The 23457-nt window shown below is 33.5% G+C and carries 22 protein-coding genes; 4 read left to right on the plus strand and 18 right to left on the minus strand.

All coding sequences use genetic code 11. The features are described from left to right. The first annotated feature begins 441 nt into the window (after nucleotides 1-441). Complete coding sequence (locus tag Q0772_RS08410; RefSeq protein ID WP_298342883.1) at nucleotides 442-750, plus strand: hypothetical protein; 309 nt, start codon at nucleotides 442-444, stop codon at nucleotides 748-750. A gap of 4 nt (nucleotides 751-754) precedes the next feature. After that, on the plus strand, nucleotides 755-1240 hold the full coding sequence (locus Q0772_RS08415) for a hypothetical protein (protein WP_298342886.1): 486 nt from the start codon (nucleotides 755-757) through the stop codon (nucleotides 1238-1240). Here Q0772_RS08415 and Q0772_RS08420 read toward each other — a convergent pair. The 18 genes from Q0772_RS08420 to nrfH all read right to left on the minus strand — a co-directional run bounded on the left by Q0772_RS08420 (nucleotide 1230) and on the right by nrfH (nucleotide 21569). Next, nucleotides 1230-1379: a hypothetical protein gene (locus Q0772_RS08420; protein WP_298342889.1), complete on the minus strand. Its 150-nt coding sequence runs from the start codon at nucleotides 1377-1379 to the stop codon at nucleotides 1230-1232. The two genes, Q0772_RS08415 and Q0772_RS08420, sit on opposite strands and share 11 nt — an antisense overlap. A gap of 332 nt (nucleotides 1380-1711) precedes the next feature. After that, nucleotides 1712-3247, minus strand: a complete 1536-nt coding sequence (locus tag Q0772_RS08425; RefSeq protein ID WP_298342892.1) for a YifB family Mg chelatase-like AAA ATPase — start codon at nucleotides 3245-3247, stop codon at nucleotides 1712-1714. Nucleotides 3248-3318: 71 nt separating this feature from the next. Then, the gene (locus tag Q0772_RS08430) at nucleotides 3319-4356 is read right to left on the minus strand and encodes a transglutaminase domain-containing protein (protein WP_298342898.1); all 1038 of its coding nucleotides are present in this window, start codon (nucleotides 4354-4356) and stop codon (nucleotides 3319-3321) included. Beyond that, nucleotides 4357-5079: a carboxypeptidase-like regulatory domain-containing protein gene (locus tag Q0772_RS08435; RefSeq protein ID WP_298342902.1), complete on the minus strand. Its 723-nt coding sequence runs from the start codon at nucleotides 5077-5079 to the stop codon at nucleotides 4357-4359. It lies immediately after the preceding gene. 215 nt (nucleotides 5080-5294) lie between these two features. Continuing rightward, nucleotides 5295-6530, minus strand: a complete 1236-nt coding sequence (locus Q0772_RS08440) for a hypothetical protein (protein ID WP_298342905.1) — start codon at nucleotides 6528-6530, stop codon at nucleotides 5295-5297. Nucleotides 6531-6688: 158 nt separating this feature from the next. After that, a complete protein-coding gene (locus Q0772_RS08445) occupies nucleotides 6689-7516 on the minus strand; it encodes an ABC transporter ATP-binding protein (protein WP_298342907.1) in 828 nt (275 codons plus the stop codon). Between the two features lie 7 nt (nucleotides 7517-7523). Continuing rightward, the gene (locus tag Q0772_RS08450) at nucleotides 7524-8372 is read right to left on the minus strand and encodes an ABC transporter ATP-binding protein (protein WP_298342909.1); all 849 of its coding nucleotides are present in this window, start codon (nucleotides 8370-8372) and stop codon (nucleotides 7524-7526) included. Nucleotides 8373-8446: 74 nt separating this feature from the next. After that, on the minus strand, nucleotides 8447-9553 hold the full coding sequence (locus Q0772_RS08455) for an ABC transporter permease (protein WP_298342911.1): 1107 nt from the start codon (nucleotides 9551-9553) through the stop codon (nucleotides 8447-8449). Between the two features lie 75 nt (nucleotides 9554-9628). Continuing rightward, a complete protein-coding gene (locus Q0772_RS08460) occupies nucleotides 9629-11020 on the minus strand; it encodes a CmpA/NrtA family ABC transporter substrate-binding protein (protein ID WP_298342913.1) in 1392 nt (463 codons plus the stop codon). A gap of 507 nt (nucleotides 11021-11527) precedes the next feature. Continuing rightward, entirely contained in the window at nucleotides 11528-12238 is a 711-nt protein-coding gene (locus tag Q0772_RS08465; protein ID WP_298342916.1) for a cytochrome c3 family protein, read from the minus strand. Between the two features lie 9 nt (nucleotides 12239-12247). Further along, a complete protein-coding gene (locus Q0772_RS08470) occupies nucleotides 12248-13276 on the minus strand; it encodes a ferredoxin--NADP reductase (protein WP_298342919.1) in 1029 nt (342 codons plus the stop codon). A gap of 8 nt (nucleotides 13277-13284) precedes the next feature. After that, nucleotides 13285-13767, minus strand: coding sequence for a hypothetical protein (locus tag Q0772_RS08475; RefSeq protein ID WP_298342922.1), 483 nt, complete (start codon nucleotides 13765-13767; stop codon nucleotides 13285-13287). A gap of 78 nt (nucleotides 13768-13845) precedes the next feature. Further along, nucleotides 13846-14661 carry a DUF3365 domain-containing protein gene (locus Q0772_RS08480; protein ID WP_298342925.1) on the minus strand — a complete coding sequence of 272 codons (816 nt, stop codon included), beginning with the start codon at nucleotides 14659-14661 and terminating at the stop codon, nucleotides 13846-13848. 19 nt (nucleotides 14662-14680) lie between these two features. After that, entirely contained in the window at nucleotides 14681-15094 is a 414-nt protein-coding gene (locus Q0772_RS08485; protein ID WP_298342928.1) for a globin family protein, read from the minus strand. A gap of 189 nt (nucleotides 15095-15283) precedes the next feature. Continuing rightward, nucleotides 15284-15889: a Crp/Fnr family transcriptional regulator gene (locus Q0772_RS08490; RefSeq protein WP_298342931.1), complete on the minus strand. Its 606-nt coding sequence runs from the start codon at nucleotides 15887-15889 to the stop codon at nucleotides 15284-15286. A gap of 324 nt (nucleotides 15890-16213) precedes the next feature. After that, on the minus strand, nucleotides 16214-19369 hold the full coding sequence (gene ccsA / locus Q0772_RS08495; RefSeq protein ID WP_298342935.1) for a cytochrome c biogenesis protein CcsA: 3156 nt from the start codon (nucleotides 19367-19369) through the stop codon (nucleotides 16214-16216). Between the two features lie 89 nt (nucleotides 19370-19458). After that, nucleotides 19459-20955, minus strand: coding sequence for an ammonia-forming cytochrome c nitrite reductase (gene nrfA / locus Q0772_RS08500; RefSeq protein ID WP_298342938.1), 1497 nt, complete (start codon nucleotides 20953-20955; stop codon nucleotides 19459-19461). Nucleotides 20956-20969: 14 nt separating this feature from the next. Continuing rightward, on the minus strand, nucleotides 20970-21569 hold the full coding sequence (gene nrfH / locus Q0772_RS08505; RefSeq protein ID WP_298342940.1) for a cytochrome c nitrite reductase small subunit: 600 nt from the start codon (nucleotides 21567-21569) through the stop codon (nucleotides 20970-20972). A gap of 316 nt (nucleotides 21570-21885) precedes the next feature. Here nrfH and Q0772_RS08510 point away from each other — a divergent pair, with 316 nt between their 5' ends. Then, nucleotides 21886-23064: a molybdopterin molybdotransferase MoeA gene (locus Q0772_RS08510; protein WP_298342942.1), complete on the plus strand. Its 1179-nt coding sequence runs from the start codon at nucleotides 21886-21888 to the stop codon at nucleotides 23062-23064. 9 nt (nucleotides 23065-23073) lie between these two features. Beyond that, a complete protein-coding gene (locus Q0772_RS08515; RefSeq protein ID WP_298342945.1) occupies nucleotides 23074-23412 on the plus strand; it encodes a LysR family transcriptional regulator in 339 nt (112 codons plus the stop codon). Nucleotides 23413-23457: the final 45 nt, after the last annotated feature.

Genomic DNA, 23457 nt, shown 5'->3' on the forward strand with positions numbered 1-23457 from the left:
TCGTTAATATTGAATGTAATTATTTGGGCGTTACCTATATCCTGAATTTATTTCAGGACCTAGATCGGGCTTTCACTACTCAACCCCTCCTGTGTAGGGGATTTCGAATATGCCGTACAATCCCTAACGCCCTTGTTTGCTGAATGCTTTTTTGAATTCTTAGAATTTGGTGAGTTTGCTGAGTTTAATTCTATTGTTTGTAATATACTTTAATATGATAAACTTCAAAGAACAAAATAGATATTTTTTGAGACTTACTTATGACGCCACTAGTTACAAACTAGCGGTAGCGGGGTTATATATTTTCTTAATTTCAATTTCTTTTACTGATTTACAAAACCCTGTAATAGTTTCTGTTTCTAAATTAATGTGTTGTTTGAAAGTCATTTCTTATATTCGTTTATAATAAATAGTATAAAAAATTAAAAAGTTTAAAAAAATATGACATTAGATAATTTTCTAAAAAAGCATACTTGCTTATTTACCCAGGCAAGATTTAACAGTACTTATTCCTGTAATATTTATTGCTTTGAAAAAGACTCTCAAATAGCAAATTTCCAAACTTTACCAATTAGAGAATCATCGAGAATTTACAATGATATTGAAGCTGTTGGTACTGATAGAAATCTTGAAGATTACGTAACACAAAAAAAACGTGATTTACTTTTACAAGTTGTAGAAGCTTTTGAAATTGAAAATTTTAATCCTAATGAAGCTGATATAATTGATATTAATTCCTTTTTTAATTAAAATAATGAAGAAAAAAAACGAAATAAAATATCAAGAATGGTCTGAACATTTAACTAATACTAAAGAAAAATCAGATTATTCTTTAAAAAGAATGGATTTACTTGTAATAAGTATAAGTGGCGGTGGTTTATATGTTCTTTTTGAAACTCTTCGAGAATTTAAAACTGGGAATATAATAATTGAAGATACTAGATTACTATTGTGGACTGGAATAACATTACTATTAGCAATTCTTATAAATTTTGGTTCTCAACTAAGTGCATATTATGCAAATCATTTTGAAGAAGAATATATTCAAACAGAACTTAAAATACTTGAGGATGAAAAAATTAAAAAAAAGAAAAAACTTGAATTAGAATGTGAACAAAAAAAATACGATAATAAAATTAAACGTTATAATTTAGTTACTGATATTTTCAATGCTATTTCAATTTTATCAATGATAATTGGTTTAAGCTTATTAACCTATTTTAGTTATTCTATTTTTTAGGTCTTGTACCTGTTTTCAAACCTTTATTATTTTCAGCCCCTTTTCTGTCAATTTTAAGACCAATATATTTTGATTCATTATTACTATTGGAAGAATTACTATCTGATTGATTCCCTGTCTTTTTGTTTTTATCACACATAATATATTTTTATTTCTTAGGTCTAGTACCAGTTTTCAAACCTTTAGTACCATCAGCACCTTTTCTTACTATTTTTTGACCTACGTATTTTACACTTTTTTTTACTAGCTTTTTAGAACCAGCTATCTTTTTTTGTTTTTATCACTCACAATTTAAATTAAAAGTAGTTGTTTGTAAGAACTATATGTATTTATATATAGTGTTTTTATTAACAGTTATTTGTTAATTTAAAACAGTTTTATTCAATTTTCAAATAATTCCCCAGCTACTGCTAGTTTGTAACTAGTGGTATTCTGAGTAAATATGAAAAGATTCCTGCATTCGCTGGAATTTTACCCCAACCACCCCTCACGATCCAAACTACGATACTGAATCGCTTCGCTAATATGAGAGCCATTCACGTGTTCTGAACCTTCTAAATCTGCAATGGTTCTTGACACTTTCAAAATCCTGTCATAAGCTCTTGCTGATAGGTTTAAACGCTCCATAGCCGTTTTTAATAACTCTTTTGAGGCGTCATCCAAAACGCAGTATTTACGAATTTGCTTCACATTCATTTGCGCGTTATAATGCACGGTTTCAGAATCTTCAAAACGCTTGCTTTGAATATCTCTTGCTGCCGTCACCCGTTTTCTAATATCTACAGAAGTTTCTCCTTTTCTATCATCACTCAATTTATCAAACGGTACAGGCGTCACTTCAATATGAATATCAATACGATCCAACAACGGACCAGAAATCTTTCCTAAATACCGTTGCATTTCAGCAGGACTCGATGTTACTGGTGCATCAGGATCGTTAAAATATCCTCCCGGGCTTGGGTTCATACTGGCTACCAACATAAAGGACGACGGATAGGTTACCGTAAATTTTGCTCTAGAAATAGTCACTTCCCTATCTTCCAAAGGTTGACGCATGACTTCTAAAACTTCACGCTTAAACTCTGGTAATTCATCTAAAAACAAAACACCATTGTGCGACAATGAAATCTCTCCAGGTTGTGGATAACTACCACCACCAACTAAAGCCACGTTAGATATGGTGTGGTGGGGACTACGAAACGGACGCTGCGCCATTAATCCCGTATCTTTCACTCTACCTACCACAGAATGAATTTTTGTGGTTTCCAAAGCTTCATGCAAGGTCATAGGCGGTAAGATACTTGGTAAGCGTTTCGCTAACATCGTTTTTCCTGCTCCTGGAGGCCCAATTAAAATAATATTATGGCCACCTGCTGCTGCAATTTCCATACAGCGCTTTATCCCTTCTTGCCCTTTAACATCCGAGAAATCAAACTCTGGATAGTTCAAATTCTTCTCGAATTCTTTTCTTGTATCAATAATGGTTTGCTCTAAAGGTTCTCCCTTATCAAAATAATTAATGACTTGCTCTATATTTTCTACACCATAAACTTCCAAATCATTTACAATAGCAGCTTCCTTAGCATTTTGAGAGGGTAAAATAAAGCCTTTAAAACTCTCTTCCCTAGCTTTAACCGCAATGGGTAATGCACCTTTTATAGGTTGTAAACTGCCATCAAGAGATAACTCGCCCATAATTAAATAGCGGTCTAAATCTTCAGCTTTTATCTGACTTGAAGACGCCAAAATTCCAATAGCCAACGTTAAATCGTAAGCACTTCCCTCCTTTCGTAAATCGGCGGGGGACATATTGATGATAATTTTCTTTCCTGGAATTCTGTAACCGTTATTCTGAAGTGCCGCGGCTATACGGTAATTACTCTCTTTTATAGCATTATCTGGCAAACCTACTAAATGGTATCCAACGCCTTTATCTACATTTACTTCAACAGTCACAGTTGAAGCTTCCACACCAAAAACGGCACTTGCAAAAACTTTTTTAAGCATATTTTTTGTTTACTGCTTAAATGTAAGAAATGTATTTGAATTTGGATAATTATTTATCCGTCATTAATATATCAAATACTGGTACCTATTTGCGTATTCGCTCTTACAACTTTTATATTGTATGATACAACAACATCCTTGTTTACCATAAAATGAACAGTATAATTACCTCTTTTATTAAAACGGTATTTCATTTCTATAATGCCGTTATCATAATTTGAAGGCTTTACTTTCAATCTTTCACTTCTTAAACCGCTATTCAAGACAAGTTGCATATATTCTATATCCCATTTATCGCGGATTTTAAACCTAAACATAACCTCTTCACCAACAGCTATTCTTGATAATAAAGTGTTTGGTGTTACAGGTATTACACCATATTTAAAGGTACTTCCATAAGTTACTGGTAAATTAACAAATTGCTTCAAATCAATTTCATCTTTAGTTAATAACCACTTTTTTTCAAGAGGAAAGTACTTAGTTGCGTATAGTTTTGGGGCTGCTAAAAAATAACCATCATTATAACTTTTAACAAATTTTTGTTCATCTACATTATAGTAACCACTAGCCAAAGTTGCATCAACTAGATACCACTTTCCATTAAGTTTTACAGTATTCCATGAATGGTTTGGAATATCTATACTACCAATATTATGCTTGGTGGTTCTACTGTAACCATTTATTATTTCACATTCTATATCAACTAAGTTCGCTAATTCTCTAACCAAATAAGCATAGCCTGTACAAATCGTTTTTTTCTGCTTTAAAAGCCGTTTAAAGAACCTAGGCTTTACTTCCCTATTCCAATTTGTAAAGGCTATACTATCATTTTTAAACCTTCTTCGTTTTTTTAATGTGAGTTCTCCAAAACTATGATCACTTTCAATATTAGAACATACCCAAGTATAAATAGCCCTAAACTTTTCTACTTGGGTGTTCAAATTATGTGTCAGATTATATGCCAATAAAGGAAGGTTTTCTAGAGTATAATCTTGATACATATCTGTAAATGCATCAGCCTTTTTAAAATTAATATGTTTGAAATCAGACTTTTGAGCTTGATTAGAGATACTAAATAAAAAGACAAGTATGATAATATATCTTTTCATTTAAAAAATATTCTTAATTCTTTGCCAAAACGTGGGCTTGGATTTATAAACTTCATTCACTTCAACCTCACCCATTAAAAAACATGATAAGTCTTCTTTCATATTAATATTTAATTCAGCATTCAATATAGTTTGCTCTTTTTTAATTACTATTTCCTGTGTTGCATAGCCCAAAAAACTAATTACCAAAACATCTCCTTCTTTTAATACTTTTGGGAATTCAAATTCACCATCAAAATCAGTTGATGTACCGATCGCTGTTCCTTTTAAAATAATATTTGCACCTGGAAGCGGACCTGATGCATCTGCGACTATACCTGTTAGTAAAGATTGTTGTGATTCGCTTTTATGGCTTTGACTATCTTTTAATTGATTTTCATTTTGAACAACCTCTGTTTTATGCTTTTGCTCTTGAGCTTGAATATGATGAAGGGATGACAAGGATAGTAAAGCAATTGCTGCAACTCTAAAAAATTTAAATTGAGTAGATTGTTTAAACTTTACTTTACCAATCGTTCTATTTATTTGAGAAGTATCAAAATAACCACACGTATTTCCTTTATTATTATTAAAGTATTTGACGATTTGTTCATCACTCAAATTTCTAAAATCAACAACTTCTTTTTTGCATGAATTACAAAAGCCACCAGTTGGTGTTTGCTTAAACTTATTAAACTTTTCTGAGCATGGTTTTGCAATTGTAAGATTGAATTTTTGTTCCATAATATTTGTTTTTAGTTACATCGAAACTACTAGCTATCCTAAGTTAAAACAATCTATATTGAGTAAACATGTACTTTGAATTAGTTAACGTGACTTTTAAAAAATGAATAAAAAAAATCCCGCCTAAGGCGGGATTCATAAATTGGAATATCAAACTAATTAACACTAAAATGAAAATTATATCCAATTCACGATGAAAAAAATCATCTATATTATTAATTGATAAATTTAGGTTTGATGATTAACATTGCCCATGCCCAGTTTTGGGTACTTTTTACTCCTGGCAAATCTGAAATTTCACTTGGTTCAAAGAAATGAGAATAACCTCCTACTAACTTAAACTCTTTAAATTTCTTAGCAATTACTAAATCTATCTCAGAACCTAAATCTTTACCATCAAAACCATCAACATCTTCTACTTCAGTAAAGTAATGTCCTGTTAGAGTAACTGCTAAACCAGAAATTTTAGTAGCAAGAGATACTTGTAAATCATTTAAACCACCTGCATTTCCATGATTCCCAACATAAAATCTATCGATTAAACCATTAAAAGCGTGGTTTGTACCGTATAATGGGAAGAATGCTGCAGAATCATCTTTTCTACCAGAAATACTTTCGTAACCAGCTCCTAAAGTTAATTTATCAGAAACTTTATACTTTGCTAAAATACTTGCTAAAAGTGCTCCTTTTACATCAACACCTCCTACTCGTTCTCCTTCTTGAAGGTATAAGTTTGCAGCTAATGATAATGCACCAGTTTTATAATCTGCATGCGCACCTGCTGTAAGTAAACTAGATTTATTAGAACCATCTACAGCAGAATCTTGGAATGTATTTAATAAAGCCAAGAAAGAAATATTGAATTTTTCTCCTTTGTTATTTACTCTGGCAAACACCATATCTCTATAAGAAAATAATGCCGAAGTATTATAAACTTCATCTAAAGTTGTATTTAAAGCACCACCAATATCTAAGCTTAGTTTATTTTTCTTGTACATGTAAACTGCTGCATCATGCGTTCTTGCTTGTTGTGCCCATCCTAGTCCTCCTAGAATTCTTTGGTCATCATAAGATAATGGCTGACGCCCTAATTTTAAACTAGAAAATTCTCCAAGTTTCAAATCGGCCCAAGCTTCTTGAACTCTAAAGTTTCCATTACCTGCTGTAGAGATTTGAGGTCTGTCCCCAAAAGCAAATACTTCTTGAAAACTCGTATATACTGAATAGGTTTCAGCTTTATACTTAGCAATTATAGCTGCTCTTACTGTAGTTCTTATAAAGCCTTCATCAGCATCTGTAGCAGTTTGTGCTGGAAAAGATCCTCCTGTAAAATTACCTCCGTTTCCAAAATATTCCGAACGTGGTCTAAATTCTCCTTCTAGTGTAAACTGCGCTTGTGCAAATTGAATCATCAAAGCCATCAAGCCTATTAATGCATATTGTTTTTTCATTGTTCTTTGTTTTAAGTTTGAATTTTTATTCGATTTTATTGAGTTTGTAATCATTTTTAATTCTATTTTGATGCAAATATATGGGTGCAAAAACCCCAGGATTATGATATTTCTCATGTTTCATAACCTATAAAAAATAAATATGTCTTTTTTTAAAATTAGTGCTCTAAGAAGTCTATTAAGTGTTTTCTGTATTTATAATAATCGTCGTGTTCCAAAACGGCTTTACGGGTTCTAGGTCTTTCAAAATCTATATCTAGAACATCGCCAATTTTAGCACGAGGTCCGCTAGTCATCATCACAACACGATCTGCTAAAAATATCGCTTCATCCACATCGTGAGTAATCATTACAGCTGTAATTTTTTCTTTATTCCAGATATCAATTAAGGTATCTTGCAATTCGCCTCGCGTTAGGGAATCTAACATTCCAAAAGGCTCATCCAGTAATAACACTTTTGGCTTTATCGCAAATGCACGAGCAATACCCACACGTTGTTGCATTCCTTGCGATAAGTCTGAAGCTCGCTTATTAAACGCATCCTCTAAGCCTACCTTCTGTAAATAATATTTAGCAATATCGTTACGTTGGTTTTTGGTAGCATGAGGAAATACTTGGTTTACACCCAACATTACATTCTGTAAAGCTGTCATCCAAGGCATCAAGCTCGGTGCCTGAAAAATAACACCTCTGTCTGGTCCTGGTCCTTTAATATGCTTTCCTAATACCGAAATGTTTCCTCCAGAAATCGGATTCAGTCCTGCAATCATAGACAACATAGTCGTTTTACCACATCCAGAATGGCCAATAATGGTAACAAACTCTTCTTTTTTAATTTGAAGGTTTAAATGTTCTAATACCACATAATCCCCTTTTGGTGTTGGATATACTTTTTTTAAGTCTTTTAAATCTAGCATCACATCTCTAGAAGGAAACCCAGAAGTATCAGTAATAATATTTGCTTTATTTTCAATTATTGTACTCATGATATGCTTATCTAAATTGGTTAACAAAATCTTTTGGTGCTAAATCTGGAAGCACAAACTCTTCAGAAACTTGAGATTTACGCTCCTCCCCAATATCCATTAAATACTCAATAATAGCATTTCTGGTTTTTTTATAATTTGGGTTATCGTTCATTTCTGTCTTATCGCGTGGGCGCTCAATATCAATCTTAAATTCAGGCCCTAGAGTCGCATTTGGACCTGGGCGTAACGGTATAATACGGTCTGCCATATAAATCCCTTCATCTACATCGTTAGTAATCAATAATGCTGTGCGCTTATCCTTTCCCCAAATATTTAAAATCTGATCTTGAAGCGTTCCTCTAGTTAAAGCGTCTAACGCCCCTAAAGGTTCATCCATAATAATCATATCAGGTTTCATAGATAATGCTCTGGCCACCGCCACACGTTGGCGCATCCCACCCGATAATTCTTTAGGCAATTTATTAATAGCAGGAGTTAAACCAACCATATCAATGTAGTACGCTGCTTTTCGTTTATAAACCGCTTTTTCACGTTTCGGGAAAGCCTCTTTCACAGCCATTAATACATTTTGCTCAACCGTTAACCAAGGCAATAACGAGTAATTCTGAAAAATCACACCACGCTCATGGCTCGTACCCTCAACAGGTTTCCCCTTAAACAACACCTCGCCTTTGGTAGGCTCAAGCAATCCGTTTATCAAATTTACCAACGTGGTTTTTCCACTTCCAGTAAACCCTACGATTGCCACAAACTCGCCTTCCTCTATCGACAAATTAATATTAGATAGCACCTCGGTTGCGTTCTCATCTGTTCCGTAGGTTTTGTAAATATTTTTTAATTCTAAGTATGCCATTTTGTTAGTGTTTAAGTGTTTATTTGTTGATGTGTTTAATCGATTCCACGATTAAACATTTAAACAATTCAACATTATATCGCATCTGTTTTCTCAAAAGACACCGCATTTTGTATAGATAACATTAGGCGATCTAACAAGAAACCAATGATACCAATAACAAACATGGCAACTATAATTTTGGCGTTAGAGTCGTTTGCACCATTTTGGAATTCCTCCCAAACAAACAATCCTAAACCAGGACTCTGCGCCAAAAGCTCAATAGCAATTAATACCATCCACGCTACAGATAAAGTAATTTTTAAACCCGTAAATATTAATGGTAAAGACGATGGTAACACCACTTTAAACACCTTTTGAAAATTTCCTAATTTTAAAACCTTAGCAACGTTTATATAATCTTTATCTACCGATGAAACACCCATAGACGTGTTTACCAATGTGGCCCACATAGAACATAAACCAACTGCTATAAACGAAATACTAAATGAGCTATCCTCACTAGAATCAATCAATAAAGTTTTTACAATCATAAACACTAACAAGTACCAAACTACAGGCGATACAGGCTTAAAAATCTGGATAAACCAGTTAAACGCACTTTTTAAAGTTGGACTCAATCCTATAAAAATTCCAAGAGGCACAGCAATAAGTAATGCTAAAAAGAACCCCGCAAATACTGTTTTTAAACTTCTAAAGATTTGATCAACGAATGAAGGACGACCTGTATAAACAATTGGATCTTTACCTTCAGCAACTCGTTTTTCATTTAAGGTTGCTGTTTTTTCTTTAAAAGCAGCTTTATCAGCGCTAATTAAAGCGTGGTCGTTCAACAAAGATTGAAACGAAGCCCAAACCTGAGAAGGCGATGGCAATGTATTTGGCTGGCAGCTAATATCGCCACTAGCAATACACGCAGCCATTTCATCTGCCGCAACTTGTCCTTGTTCATTTAATGCTTTTTCTATTCTAAATTCAGCTTCAACATTATAAAGCGACTTTGCGCCTAAATGCCATAATCCTAAAAATAATAGAACAGAAGCAACAGGTACAATTACTTTACGCAAAAAAGCTTTATAATCTTCCTTTTCTAGCTTCCCCGTGAATAGATCTTTAAATGTACTTAAAAAGCCTAATCCCATAAATTTGGTTACTTTTCCTAATGTTACACTTTGCTTCATAACTCTTTATTTAGATAGTGTTTAGTGTTTGTTTATGTCATGCTGAAACTAGTTCAGCATGACATGTGTTTTTATTTACTGTAAAGCTTTGTCCTTATTACCAATTTTAAAACTGTTTATGTATGCAATAGGATCTTTGGCATCATAAGTTGTTCCATCAATAAAGTCGGCAGTAGCTGGTTTGTATCCATCTGTTGTTGGAATATCACTAGCAGGAATATTGCCTTCTTCTACTAAAAGTTTAGCAGCTTTAGTCCAGATATCTGGTCTGTAAATATCCTTTATTGTAGATGCGTACCAATCTGCAGGTTTAGCTTCAGGAATTTGTCCCCAACGTCTCATTTGCGTTAAAAACCATATACCATCAGAGTAGAATGGATATGTTGCATTGTACTTGTAGAATACGTTAAAATCTGGCATCTCACGCTTATCACCTTTTTCAAATTCAAACGTACCTGTCATAGAGTTTGCTAATACAGCCTCATCAGCACCTACGTATTGACTCATAGATAATATTTTTACAGCCTCTGCTCTGTTTCCTGGTTCGTCTAACCATTTACCTGCTCTAATTAATGCTTTAGTTACAGCAATGGCAGTGTTAGGATTTTCGTCAACAAATTTCTTTGTCATTACAAATACTTTTTCTGGATTATTTTTCCAAATATCATAGTTGGTAGTAACTGGGACACCTATTCCTTTAAATACGGCTTGCTGATTCCATGGCTCTCCTACACAGTAGCCGTAAATAGTACCAGCTTCAAGCGTTGCAGGCATTTGCGGCGGAGGCGTAACAGATAATAAAACTTCTGCATCAATTTGTCCTTGTACGTTATCAGCAGTATACATACCTGGGTGAATACCTGCTGCTGCTAACCAATATCTTATTTCGTAGTTGTGTGTAGACACAGGAAATACCATACCCATTTTAAACGCCTTACCAGAGTTTTTATACTCATTGATAACAGGCTTTAAAGCCTCAGCTTTTATTGGGTGAATTGGCTTACCATCAGCACCTTTAGGTACATTTGGCTTCATTTTACTCCAAACATCGTTAGATACTGTAATACCATTACCATTTAAATCCATAGAGAATGGCGTTACTAATTCTGCCTGACGACCAAAACCTGCACCTGCTGCAATTGGCTGACCTGCTAGCATATGAGAACCATCTAATTGACCATCAATAACACGGTCTAATACGTTTTTCCAGTTAGATTGTGCTTCGACAGAAACAAATAAGCCTTCATCTTCAAAGAATCCTTTTTCTTTAGCAATGGCTAAAGGTGCCATATCTGTTAGTTTAATAAACCCAAATGTTAATTGAGGCTTTTCAATTTCTAATGTTTTTGTTGTACTTGCTGGAGTAGCTTCAGCTACAACAGTTTCTTTTTTCTTTTCGCCACCACAAGCAAATAGTAGAACTGCTACGGGTAAAATCCAAGATGTGCGTTTTAATAGAGATTTCATGTTATGTGTTTTTAATTAACTAAGTATAAATACTTATTTTTTGACAAATATATAAGTAGTCATAGATTTTATGTATGATGTTAACCATGTAAAAACCTCTTTTTGTCACATATAAAAACCTGTCATAATGCATATTAAATACATAACATATTGACAAACAAACAGCTTACACTTAACACAAGGCATGATTATTTACTTAAAATATCTACGTACAAAGCCTTGTTTTTTATAAAAATTTAAGACTGTTTTAGTATAAATTGTAAAGGTTAAACAGAAAAAATACATCAAAAAGCGAATAAACTACGTAGTTCTGTACTATTCCACTTTAAAACATTAGTATTAACTAGATATACAATGATTTATTCGAAAAAAAAATTGAAACATGTTGTTTTTAGGAGATGTTAATTTCATCATTTAGATAAAATTTCGTTTCAATAAAAAATGGCAACCGAATAAGCTAAATTTCACTTACTTGACAAAAAAAATAAACACCTATTAAATAAAAAATTATTCCACACCTATGGTTTTTAACCATTCTTCTTGTGATAGTGCGATATACTTTTTATCGGTACCATACGGATCTTCACCTCCATCAAAATAAGCTTGGATGATATGCATAGGAATAGTATCGCTCATTTTTTCAGGTACATCATACTTGTGATTACCATGAAAATCATGACACTGTATACAAGTAAACCATTGTTCTTTAGCTATGAGAGCTTCGTGAGAGATATCTAAAGGGTCGTTTTCTACAGTTAAATCTTGGTGGCAATTCATACAATAGTTTATGCTTTCCACAGAAACACGCTCTTCTTTATGCTCCGTATGGCAGGTAATACATGTAGTTGCATCAATATGTTTAATAGCATCTTTAAAGCGAGGCTCAGAGAATCGATACGTTGGGTGCCTATCGTTGGGGCGATCGTGACACTGTAAACAATTATCTACCGTAACGTCTTGTGTGCCAAATTCTACACCTTCTTCTCTTGCTCCAAAAGTATGTGAGATATTTGATTGCAATTGTTGTATTAAATTGCCTTTAGCGTCTGCATGACATGCAAAACAGTTTAAAGGTTCATGCCCCACGTTCATTGGACCTATAGATACATAATCTTCAGTTGCGTCAAGTGTAAAAATATAAAACAAAGACACTCCAAGTATTACCCCAATAATACCACCTATAACTTGTCTTTTTCGTAACGGACTTACCTTAAACATATCTTAATATTATATTTCTATGACTACTTTTTCGCTTAAAGGATAAGTTACACAGGTAAGTATACCACCATTTTGAACTTCATCTTCAGGTAATATGTGTCCTTCAGTCATTTGAACTTCACCTTCTAAACACTTGCCTTTACAAGTAGAACACATACCAGACCTGCATGAATAAGGAATTATTATGTTTTGAGACATAGCTTGGTTTAGTATAGATTTATCACCTCTTACTTTAAAATTATATTCCTCTCCATTATGCTTTAATGTTACATCACTCAATAAGTTTTTACCTGTTACTTTTACGGTTGGACTTTTAAAAACTTCTATCTTTATTTTATCTCTGGTAATACCATTATCGGCTAAAACTTCCTTTATTTTTTCCATGTAACCAAAAGGCCCACATATCATATACACATGATTATCATAAACCAAACCGTGCTTTAGCATGATTTGATCTATTAAGGTTTTTGTAGCTAATCCTGAATGATAATTCTCTTGAGAGCTTTTGTTTGAAGAAATAATATGCTCTACTTTAAATACATTTGGAAATTTACTTTCCAACGTTTTTATCTCATCATGAAAAATAATAGATTCCATGGTTTGGTTGGCGTATATAAGTAATACTTTAGAGTCTGGCTCTTCTGTTAAAACCGATTTAGCTATAGAAAACATTGGCGTCACACCACTACCACCAGCAAATAAAATATATTGATTTTTATTACTTTTTTGGGGTTCTATACAAAAGGTACCAGCTGGATCATCCACTTGAAGTTTATCTCCTATCTTTAACCTATCATGCACATAATTTGAGACTAAACCTTTTTCTACGCGTTTTACTGTTATTTTTAAATCTTTATCGGTAAAAGGGTTACTACTAAAAGAGTATGCTCGTTTTTGAACAACACCATCAATAGGTACGCTAATGGTTAAAAATTGCCCAGGTTTATATTTAAACTTTTTAAACAAACTCCCATTTTTAAGACAAATAGTCATTGCATCCTCAGTTTCCGTTATTATATCCTTTATCAACAATTTCATAAATCTTTTTATTTATAATAAAACACCATAGTAATATGGAATACCATCATAATTGTAACAACTAAGGATAATGCTACATGTGTAATCATCCATCCTTTAAATAGAGCATCGCTATTATTCTTTAATACATCCAAATTAAAATATCCCAGAAGTGTATTTGAAAAAAAGATATATGATAATAACAATAAATACCCAAAACCCATACCCATACTATGTATATAAAAAAACAGTGGACTTAATGCACCTAACCATTTATGTATATTTTGCATACCCATAGCACGTGACTTCCACTTTTTAACAGTTCTGGTTAAGGATAACAGCCATTGAAAACCAATAAATAATGCCAAAAATAATCCAGACCAACGTTTGTACATTTCCTGTTGCTGCAATTGAAATAGCCAAGTCCACTCCAGTTTTAAACTGTATTGAACAAAAAAAGCAAAAAGCAAGACCAAGCCTACAATGGTGGATTTATTATTATTTAAAACCATGAAAAAGGATAAATTAAAAGTTATTGCAACCTGCCCAAAAACAATGGGCAAGATTGCAATACTCAACACTAAACAAAATTATTTTGCCGACGCTACTAAATGCTTCATAGTCTCGTAAGATGACAATTTGCGCACACTATCTAAAAAGACTTCTGGTGTTGGTAAATAGTTACCCTCTGCCGGCCATTTATCTCCTATCTCTGGTTTTTTACTTTTTTCAAAAGCTTTAATTTCATCTAAATATTCCATGTAGATATCTACAGTACCTTTTGCATAAGAATTCAATACAGCTACGGTTTCTTTATAAGTTAGAGAATCTTTTGGATACTGCCATGTTGTAGCCCCCATAACATCTCCCAATTTCCAATCGGATTTAGAAGTTTGTGGATGATCATTATGACACGTTACACAAGCGCCAGCACTAGCTAAATCTGCAAACATAGCTGTATGCAACTTTTGTTCCTCATCATAGAAAAATTTAGGCTCCTGATTCTTTTTTATTTCTGTAAATAATTCTGCTTGTTGCCCTTGAAATTTATTGGCTGCATTTATAGGATAGTCAGAACCTAAATACAAGCCAAGTGGTACAGGTCCTTTTCTAATGCTTGTAGCAACACCTCTAAGAAATAATGCTGGTAGAGGTCCTGCTTCTACATCATCCTTTCTCCAATCTTCATCAAACTTCATTCCTTGTTTTTTCCCTTTACCTACAATTGCTTTCGTGTATAATGTTCTGGTAACATCATTTTCTTTTGCTACCATTTCTAAAACTTCTTCTACAGCAAAGGCCTTTTCTTCACTAGCATCAGCAGTTTTTTCTTCTGGAACACCACCACAAGAATTTAAAATAAATATAAGAGCTAAAGCTGATAATTGTTTCATAATAGATTTCATAATTAGAGTTTTTAATTAATTAGTATGCTGCTTCAATCATTACGTTAGACATTACACCGTAAACATCTGCCCAAGCTGTTTTTACTTCTGGTGTAAATTCATCGCCTAATCCAGCCTCAAGCGTTCCCAATAAAGCAGCACCAACTGTATCATAATGAGAAGCTTCAACATTATAGTCTACATGGCGCTTTGCTAAACCTTTTAAAACTGGCACCAAAGCATCTAGATTACTTAGTCCTGCAACTGCAGCTGCTAGCATTGTCATTAACTTATTACCCTGAGATTTCATGGCATCGTCACTACTTGGAAATAAAGGCTTAAGTTTTGGATCTAACTCAAACAGTTTAGCATAAAATATCTCTGCAGCTTGTGGTGCAATAGGTTTTACTTTTTCAAAAGATTCTTGAACTAATGTTACTGTTTTTGCTTCCATAATTATATCTGTTTGTTTGTTTATTAAAAAATAAGTATAAATACTTACTGATGACAAAAATAAAATGTACAACGCTAACTAATTATGAAATAGAACAGTAGAAAATGGTCTTTTTTACCAATAAAAAAACTGATAAAACGCAGGAATTAATATGCTTTATATTAAAGTAACTCTAAAAACTAAGTACAATTAACTATCTAAGAAATAGTTATGATCGCTAATTTCTTTTTTAAGTGCAAGTGCATCATTAATACCTATCTTTTTGCCTTGGGCAGTGATAAGTTTTTCCTTCTTTAATGCTGAAAATACACGAATAACTTGTTCTTCTGTCGTGCCAGCATAATCAGCATATTCTCTTCGACTTAATGGTAAATTTAGGAAGCTATTTAAATTTCCAAATTTTCTGTGTATGTACAATAAGGAGTCAATAACACGCTCTCTCACCGTCATTTGTGAAATAGACTTTACTTTATTTTCACTTCGGTTGAGTTCATTGGCGTAAAACAACATCATATCGAACGCAAACTTGGGATTATTCAATAGCGCTTCTTGCAGGTTTTCCTTAGAAAAATAGCATAATATGGTATCTTTTAGCGCCACTGCACCTATGGAATAGTACTCCTCGGTACCAAACCCGCGATGACCAATAATTTCGCCCTCTTTGGCAAAACGCACTATTTGCTCGCGCCCATTAATGCCTGTTCTAAACACCTTTACGGTTCCTTTTAGTATAAAAAAGAGTCCGTTTACTGGTGCGCCTTCCATAATAAACTGCTGCCCTTTTTTACAACGCAACGTGCTTTTGTTGTCTACTAACGTGGAATTTTCGAGAATGGAAAGGTTTCTATTTACTATACAATTTGAGTTATCGCATGACGCACACGAGGTATCTTTTAAGGAGCGAAATTTTGTATGTGTGGACATGGCGACTGCGGGCATGTTGTTCAGGTTTACACTTCAAAATTAAGTAATAATACTTAGTTTTAAAATATTGAAAGCCACTTTTATGACCTTGATAAAAAAAGAATACCTTTTTTACTTATCCCTATAAATTAGTTATATAAAATTATCAAAAGACTAAAACTAGTACTTATTTTGATTATCGTTACAATATGTAATTCAATGATTTAATGTTATTGATGTCTTTTTATATTTTAAAGCTGCTAATACAGCTACAATAATCATGAGTGCTGTTAAAACATATACGAATTTTGGAATAGGCAACGGATCGCCTGCTGCATAACTATGTAAGCCTGATAAATAGTAGTTAACACCAAAAGAGGTCATGATGATGGACCAAAACGCAAACATACTGGCTACATTAAGTACATACATATTATTCAACTTAGGAATAAAACGTAAATGCAATACTATAGCATACACAATAATACTAATTAGTGCCCAAGTTTCTTTGGGATCCCAGGCCCAATAACGTCCCCAAGATTCGTTTGCCCAAACACCGCCTAAAAAAGTACCAACTGCCAATACAAAAAGCCCTATAGTCATAGCTATTTCATTGATATACGACAACTCTTTTATTTTAATATCTATTACAGTTTTTGTTTTACTAGTTTTAAAAATTAATAGCAATAATGCCATAAACCCTAAAATAGCTGATAGAGCTAAAGGCGCATAACTACTTACAATAGTTGCTACATGAATTTTTAGCCAATAGGATTTTAATACGGGCATTAAATTGGTGATTTCTGGACTTAACCAATCTAGATAACTTACAAACAACAAGGCGCCTGAGAATAAGGTTGCTAGCGGTAATGAAAAATCTGATTTTCTAAACGTTATTAGCCCACACAGCACCAATACCCAAGCAACAAAAATGAGCATCTCATAGCCATTACTCCAAGGTGCATGCTGCGAGACATACCAACGCAACAAAATATTTCCTGTAAAGCATAAAAAGGCTATTAAGGTTAAAATAATAAAGCCATTATTTAAAAATTCTATCCATTTTTTGTGTATAAACATTTTTACTATGGCTAGAACTAGCAATATTAACCCCAGTGTAAAAAACACCTGAAACAACCAAAAATTGATATTAGCTTTATTATACCATAATTCTGCTTCGATACGCTCTGGTGTTGGGATTACTGCTGCTCCTAAAACCTCTTGGTATTTTTTTATATACATGAGCTTCTCATGAGCATTCTCATAATTTTTACTTGCTACATCTTTAAAATATGTGGGTAGTATGCTTTTAGCGAATTGTCCATCTTCATCAGGAAAATCTTTGAAATGATGGGTGTAACTAAACCACGTATTATTTTCATCATTTTTATTTGGAAAAATCTTTAGATAATTTCCTGAAAAAAGATTGTAAAGAATGTTAAAGCGTTCATCAATCTTTAACACTTCTTTATCAAACTCATTACGTTCTGCAGGCTTCTTTTTATTAGCTTCTTCTACTTGGTTGGTAAGTATATACTCGCCTGCTGTGTCTAGTAAGCTTGAAAATGCTAACAAATTGTTTTTACCTTTTAATACCTCATCAAACAAATCACCTGTTTTTATATAATCTGCCTTTATAATTGGTACATGTTGCCAAATTTGAGGCGACATATGCATCGCTAAAAAGGTTTGGTTTGCATCTCGTGTTATTTTTTTATCTGATAAAGGATAGCTGAATTTTGATTTTCTAGAAATCTTTCTCAAAAATTCTGATGCCAATGTATTAATGGGTTTAATACGACCATCTAGATCTTGAACTAATAATCGACCAAAAACCTCAGCATGATATTTATCAACTTCTTGGTATTCTAAGGGTTTTTCGACGGCAACAGTTAATGAATCAGATTTATTTTGTGCAATCGCACTATTCAAATTAAACAGAATAAGTGCTACAACTGCTACAGAAGATTTCTTTTTAAGCTGTCCTAATTTTTTATTTATTAATCGAAAACGCGAGGTTTTTCCAAAAAGTGTAAAGAACATCCCTAGCATCATAAGTAAATACCCTAAATAGGTAACAAAAGTACCTACCCTATCATGGTTTACTGAAAGCACCGTACCTTTTTCATCGGTATCATAACTGGCTTGAAAAAATCGATAACCTTTATAATCAAGTACATTATTCATAAAAATTCTAAATGGCGTTTTTTCACCATTATCTAAAATAGTAACCTCGCTAGCATATGCCGATGGGCTTGAAGACCCAGGATAACGCTCCAATTGAAAGTCATCTAACTGAATTGAAAAAGGTGTTTTTATGGCTTCTGCACCATAAGACAACATAACCTTTGTATCTTCAATTTGGGTTTGGTGATGCATCGGTAAAAAACCTTGTCGGTACAATATGTTAACAGGTTCCGATTTCCCATTAATCGATAAGTCAACAATTAAAGCATCATCTTTAGTATTATCATTATCCTTTAATTTTTCGGGATCACTTATCAATTGAAACTTCCCTTTTTCGTGATACACTAAGGGCACAAAAGATATATCGCCATCTCTATACAATGTTCTTAAAGTAATCGCTTGCAAACTGTCTTTAGAAACCTTTCCTGCTTGTTGTGAAGACATGATGAAGAAATCTAAATCATGCGGTGTTTTAATACTAAATGCACCATCTTTTTCTATAATGTTAATTATGCCTTCTTTATTAGAATTAAAACCAATTTCATGTTGGTGTTCGCCTATTTTCTCAATCTCACCATTTTTTAAATATACCGTATTTCTTCCGTTTCCAACAGTAACAACCATTTCTAACAAAGGTTCGCCCGAAACTTCATCATGAACCACTTCAGGGATAGCATCAGCAATATAATTGTTATAAGAAACGCTTATCGGTTGGTTTTTAAAATCCGTTATAATCGTAAAGTCGTTATTTTTTATTGGAGAAAACGACAGCTTCTTTTTTACTGTTTTGGTCGTTTCTCCATCAGTTATACTTAGCGTTAAATAATTAGTGTCTGAAATAACAATATTAGAAGAAGCACCTTCTCGAATTCGCATAATACCACCATAAGATACATATCTGGTGATGGCTGCACCAAGAACAATAATAATAAATGCTAAATGGAATAACAAAGTTGCCCATTTTTCTTTTCGTAAAAGTTTATACTTGAATATGTTAGCCATAAAACAAATTGCTAAGCCTAACATTACCAATTCAAACCACCAAGAGTTGTAAATGGCATCCCAAGCTGTGGCTGTTCCAAAATCATTTTCAATAAATGTTGCTGTAGCCATAGCTATTGCAAAAATTAAAAGAAGCAGTAAGGCTAAACTTGAAGATGAGAAGAATTTATATAGTTTTTGCATGGTGCTTTTGCGCTAAAAAAAAGATAACATTGGCGATTTTTAACCACAAATGTTATCTTTTATTGGTTTAATTATTCTAATAATTTAGTCTAGTTATTCATTGACACACGCTTAGTGTCGTAAGTAGCTTCCCGAGCTTTGGCTTCTTCTAACCATTTTGGAACTAGATTTTCTTTGAATGCTTCTTTTTCTTTTTTCATTTTCTCTACATCCAAACCAATATATTGTTGAGCTTTTTCTTTAGTTGAAATATCTGGCATAATCACAGGTTTATTATATCCTAAATCAGATAACAACCGTGCTAGTTTTAAACGTCCTTCTTGAATAATTGTAAACGCACCTCCCATAACTCTAGCCGTTTCTACTGGAGAGTGAAAAGATGCACCGTGGGCAGCTGCCGAATAATCCCAACGCCATTGTGCATGACGAATATCCATTAAAATGTCTTTCATCTGTTCTTCTGTAGCACCTAAATCCCATGCCTTTTTAGCTTCAATATGTGCTTTAACAATGAAGTCTTCCAACTTTAATCTGTTTTCAGTTGCTTTTTTCTGACGCTCGTAAACATTCAGTTTTAATTTATCAGCATCTTCTCTATGACAAACCTGACATGCATTTGCTACATTATTTAACGGTGATTGGATATGATGATCTGTAAATTTTTGTCCACCTTCACTTTTATACGGCATATGGCAATCAGCACAAGACACGCCTCTATCGGCATGCACACCAGTTAAATACGTTTCGTAACCTGGATGCTGCGCTTTAAGCATTGGTGCTCTACTTAATTTATGAGTCCAATCTTTAAATTCAATAGCATCATAATACTCCTCCATAGCTTCAGCAGTCATACCATTTTTCCAAGGAAATTTTAAATATGGTACACCTTCTTTTCCTGGTATTTTTTTATCAAAATAATATTCAACATGACATTGCGCACAAACCAATGAACGCATTTCTTGATGCGTAGCTTGATTAATATCTTTCCCCATTTCTTGAAATGCTTCTACTAAAGCTGGTCTAGAAATTTTCAATTTCATCGTTTTAGAATCGTGACAATCTGCACAACCTATTGGATTAACTACTTCTGCTCCTTTATCTGCCCATTTACCAGAATAAAACTCAGCAATACCGTTTTCATTCATTAAACGCGGTACGTCTGGACTTTTACAAGTCCAACATGTAGCTGGCATAGGTCCATCTCCTTTTCCTTTTGGTCCTCCTGTTCTCAAAGAATTTCTTAAATCTTCTATAGCATATTGGTGACCTCTACCTTGATTGTAATCCTTAGAAAAACCATATCCTGCCCAAAGCACAACTAAACGTGAATCTTCATGCAAAACATCTCTCATAGCAGATCCACCTTGTAGAGAAGCAAAATCAGTTTCTTCAGTTTGTAAAAACGACTGATATTCAGCTGGGAAATTTTTACCCCATTCTTCATTCCTTGGTTCATTTTCACTAATCTCAACTTTGGGTACATATTTGTACTTCGCCTCATTCTTTCTATTAACGATGCTAGATGCTAACATGCCTAGTAGAAATACAACTACTGCGGTAACGATAAATAATACTTTGTTTTTCATTTTTTAGTTGTGGTTTATTTGTCTGAAATTTGTTCTTGTAACCAATCTGGAATAACGGTCTCTTGTGTATCTGTAGAAAGCGGCGCTATATTACTTTTAATAGTAGATATACCATGAACAGTACCATGTGGCACTTCTTGATGGCAACTCCAACATTGGCGTTCTGTTCTATTTTTGGCATGGTCATCAATCCATCCATCATATTTAGTTTGTGTAACTTGCTGCACATGGCATCTTATACAGTTGTTCTGAACAACTTGCTGTGACTCTTCACGCATAAACATAACTTCAGGCTCTGCTCTTAATGTAAAAACCGAAGCATGAAATAAACCATCCTTAGCCTTAAAATAATATTTATTAAAAACGTTGTTATGTGGTACATGGCAATCATTACAATTAGCCCACTCTCTATGAGAACTATGCATCCAACTGTTATAAACAGGCGTCATTACATGGCAATTCACACAAGCTTCTGGCTTGTCAGACATGTAGGAGACCAATTCTGCTTCTTTAGCCATAAAGAAACCTAATCCGATAATAACGGCAATAAAAAAAATAGCTACAGGTCGCCATCTTGATTTTTTTTCTGGTAGGATGTTTTTTTTTAAGTTCACACTATTAATTTTCTATCTGGATTTATAACTAAACGCAATGCTTCTTTATCTTCCTTTTGTTCTACAAATTTCAGGCTATTAAAACTTAAATAAGCTGATATTTATCATGTAAATCTATATTTAGACTAAATTTCATATCTAAAAAATCACTATAGTATTTTCTTTTTTACCACTACTCTTAACACAATGATTTGACGGTAGGGCTTTTATTTCGCAAACAAAAGTCCTGCATTTTCGCAATAAATAATATGATAAATATCATGTTGTAATAAGAAGTCTAATCGTTATATTTGCATGGATATAACGAAAAAGATATATGATTTCTATTACCGAAGCTATTTCTACAGTTAAAACTAACGTAAAACCATTATTACAATCTACTACAAAAAAGGTTGAAAAAGCTGGTGGCTATCTTTTATTTAGTGATGTGCATTCACCTATTAATATGCCTCCATTTAGGCAGTCGGCTATGGATGGTTACGCTTTAAACTTACATGAAGACTTATCATATACATTAATTGGTGAAATAAAAGCTGGCGATGGCGATACATTTGTTTTAAAAAAAGGAGAGGCTGTTAGAATTTTTACGGGTGCACCTGTTCCTGATACTGCAAATGCAATTATGATGCAGGAGAAAGTTATCGTAAATAACAATAAAATTACCATAGCGCACCAAATAAAATTAGCGCTTAACATCAGGCCTTTGGGCGAACAGGTAAAGTCTGGTGATATAGCTTTAAAAAAAGGCACAAAACTAACGCCAGCTGCTATTGGGTATCTTATATCTTTAGGTATTACTGAAGTATCAGTTTTTAAAAAACCTAATATAGCCATTGTAACTACAGGTAACGAATTGGTTGAGGCTGGTAAAGATTTAACCTATGGAAAAATCTACGAAAGCAACTCAAAAATGCTTTTGAGCGCACTTTATAATTTGAAGTATTATGATGTGACGCTTTATAAAGTTGAAGATGATTATAACAAAACCGTAAATACTTTAAACACAGCAATTAATGCTAACGATTTAGTGATGATTACCGGCGGTATTTCAGTTGGTGATTATGATTTTGTTGGAAAAGCACTCAAAGAATTACAAGTTTCAGAGCTATTTTATAAAGTGAAGCAAAAACCCGGAAAGCCGTTATTTTATGGCAAAAAAGAGGACACACAAATATTTGCCCTTCCAGGAAATCCTGCTGCTGCTCTATCTTGTTTTTATGTATATGTGTATATCGCTTTGCAACAACTAATGAATCGTAATGTAACTGAATTACCAAGAGTAAAAGCCAAAACCTTAAATAGTTTTCATAAGAAAGGCGACAGACCTCAATTTTTAAAAGGCATATACAAAGATGGTCAAGTTGAAGTTTTAGATGGACAAAACTCATCAATGTTACAAACCTTCGCACTTTCCAACGCTTTAGTTTACGTACCAGAACATGTTACAAAAATTGAAAAGGGGGATTTTACTGAAGTGATACAATTACCTGTTTAAAAGATTACTATGGGATACAAAATAAAAAGTAGAATTTGGATTGAATCTGACGAAAACGTACTGCTTGGAGAAGGCCGCGTGCATTTATTAAAGGCCATTCAAGAAACAGGTTCCCTTTCTAAGGCTGCAAAATCATTACATATTTCTTATAAGAAAGCGTGGCAGTTATTAGACTCTGTAAACAAATCGGCTAAAAAACCTGTCACTATAAATAGTATTGGAGGGAAAGGTGGCGGTGGCGCAGAACTAACTGAATATGGGAAATCTTTAGTTAAGGCTTTTGATGAAATCAATAGAAATTGTTGGAAGTTTTTGGATAAGGAATTAGCTAGAATTGAAAAACTATAATTAAAATATTAAACGCTTGTCATTTCGAACACAGTGAGAAATCTC

The organism is uncultured Algibacter sp. (assembly GCF_947490405.1).
Taxonomy (GTDB): Bacteria; Bacteroidota; Bacteroidia; order Flavobacteriales; family Flavobacteriaceae; genus Algibacter_B.

Bases quoted from the DNA above. Each gene is read 5' to 3' on its own strand.
- Q0772_RS08410 (WP_298342883.1), top strand. From the start codon at position 442: ATGACATTAGATAATTTTCTAAAAAAGCATACTTGCTTATTTACCCAG.
- Q0772_RS08415 (WP_298342886.1), top strand. From the start codon at position 755: ATGAAGAAAAAAAACGAAATAAAATATCAAGAATGGTCTGAACATTTA.
- Q0772_RS08420 (WP_298342889.1), bottom strand. From the start codon at position 1,379: ATGTGTGATAAAAACAAAAAGACAGGGAATCAATCAGATAGTAATTCT.
- Q0772_RS08425 (WP_298342892.1), bottom strand. From the start codon at position 3,247: ATGCTTAAAAAAGTTTTTGCAAGTGCCGTTTTTGGTGTGGAAGCTTCA.
- Q0772_RS08430 (WP_298342898.1), bottom strand. From the start codon at position 4,356: ATGAAAAGATATATTATCATACTTGTCTTTTTATTTAGTATCTCTAAT.
- Q0772_RS08435 (WP_298342902.1), bottom strand. From the start codon at position 5,079: ATGGAACAAAAATTCAATCTTACAATTGCAAAACCATGCTCAGAAAAG.
- Q0772_RS08440 (WP_298342905.1), bottom strand. From the start codon at position 6,530: ATGAAAAAACAATATGCATTAATAGGCTTGATGGCTTTGATGATTCAA.
- Q0772_RS08445 (WP_298342907.1), bottom strand. From the start codon at position 7,516: ATGAGTACAATAATTGAAAATAAAGCAAATATTATTACTGATACTTCT.
- Q0772_RS08450 (WP_298342909.1), bottom strand. From the start codon at position 8,372: ATGGCATACTTAGAATTAAAAAATATTTACAAAACCTACGGAACAGAT.
- Q0772_RS08455 (WP_298342911.1), bottom strand. From the start codon at position 9,553: ATGAAGCAAAGTGTAACATTAGGAAAAGTAACCAAATTTATGGGATTA.
- Q0772_RS08460 (WP_298342913.1), bottom strand. From the start codon at position 11,020: ATGAAATCTCTATTAAAACGCACATCTTGGATTTTACCCGTAGCAGTT.
- Q0772_RS08465 (WP_298342916.1), bottom strand. From the start codon at position 12,238: ATGTTTAAGGTAAGTCCGTTACGAAAAAGACAAGTTATAGGTGGTATT.
- Q0772_RS08470 (WP_298342919.1), bottom strand. From the start codon at position 13,276: ATGAAATTGTTGATAAAGGATATAATAACGGAAACTGAGGATGCAATG.
- Q0772_RS08475 (WP_298342922.1), bottom strand. From the start codon at position 13,767: ATGGTTTTAAATAATAATAAATCCACCATTGTAGGCTTGGTCTTGCTT.
- Q0772_RS08480 (WP_298342925.1), bottom strand. From the start codon at position 14,661: ATGAAATCTATTATGAAACAATTATCAGCTTTAGCTCTTATATTTATT.
- Q0772_RS08485 (WP_298342928.1), bottom strand. From the start codon at position 15,094: ATGGAAGCAAAAACAGTAACATTAGTTCAAGAATCTTTTGAAAAAGTA.
- ccsA (WP_298342935.1), bottom strand. From the start codon at position 19,369: ATGCAAAAACTATATAAATTCTTCTCATCTTCAAGTTTAGCCTTACTG.
- nrfA (WP_298342938.1), bottom strand. From the start codon at position 20,955: ATGAAAAACAAAGTATTATTTATCGTTACCGCAGTAGTTGTATTTCTA.
- Q0772_RS08510 (WP_298342942.1), top strand. From the start codon at position 21,886: ATGATTTCTATTACCGAAGCTATTTCTACAGTTAAAACTAACGTAAAA.
- Q0772_RS08515 (WP_298342945.1), top strand. From the start codon at position 23,074: ATGGGATACAAAATAAAAAGTAGAATTTGGATTGAATCTGACGAAAAC.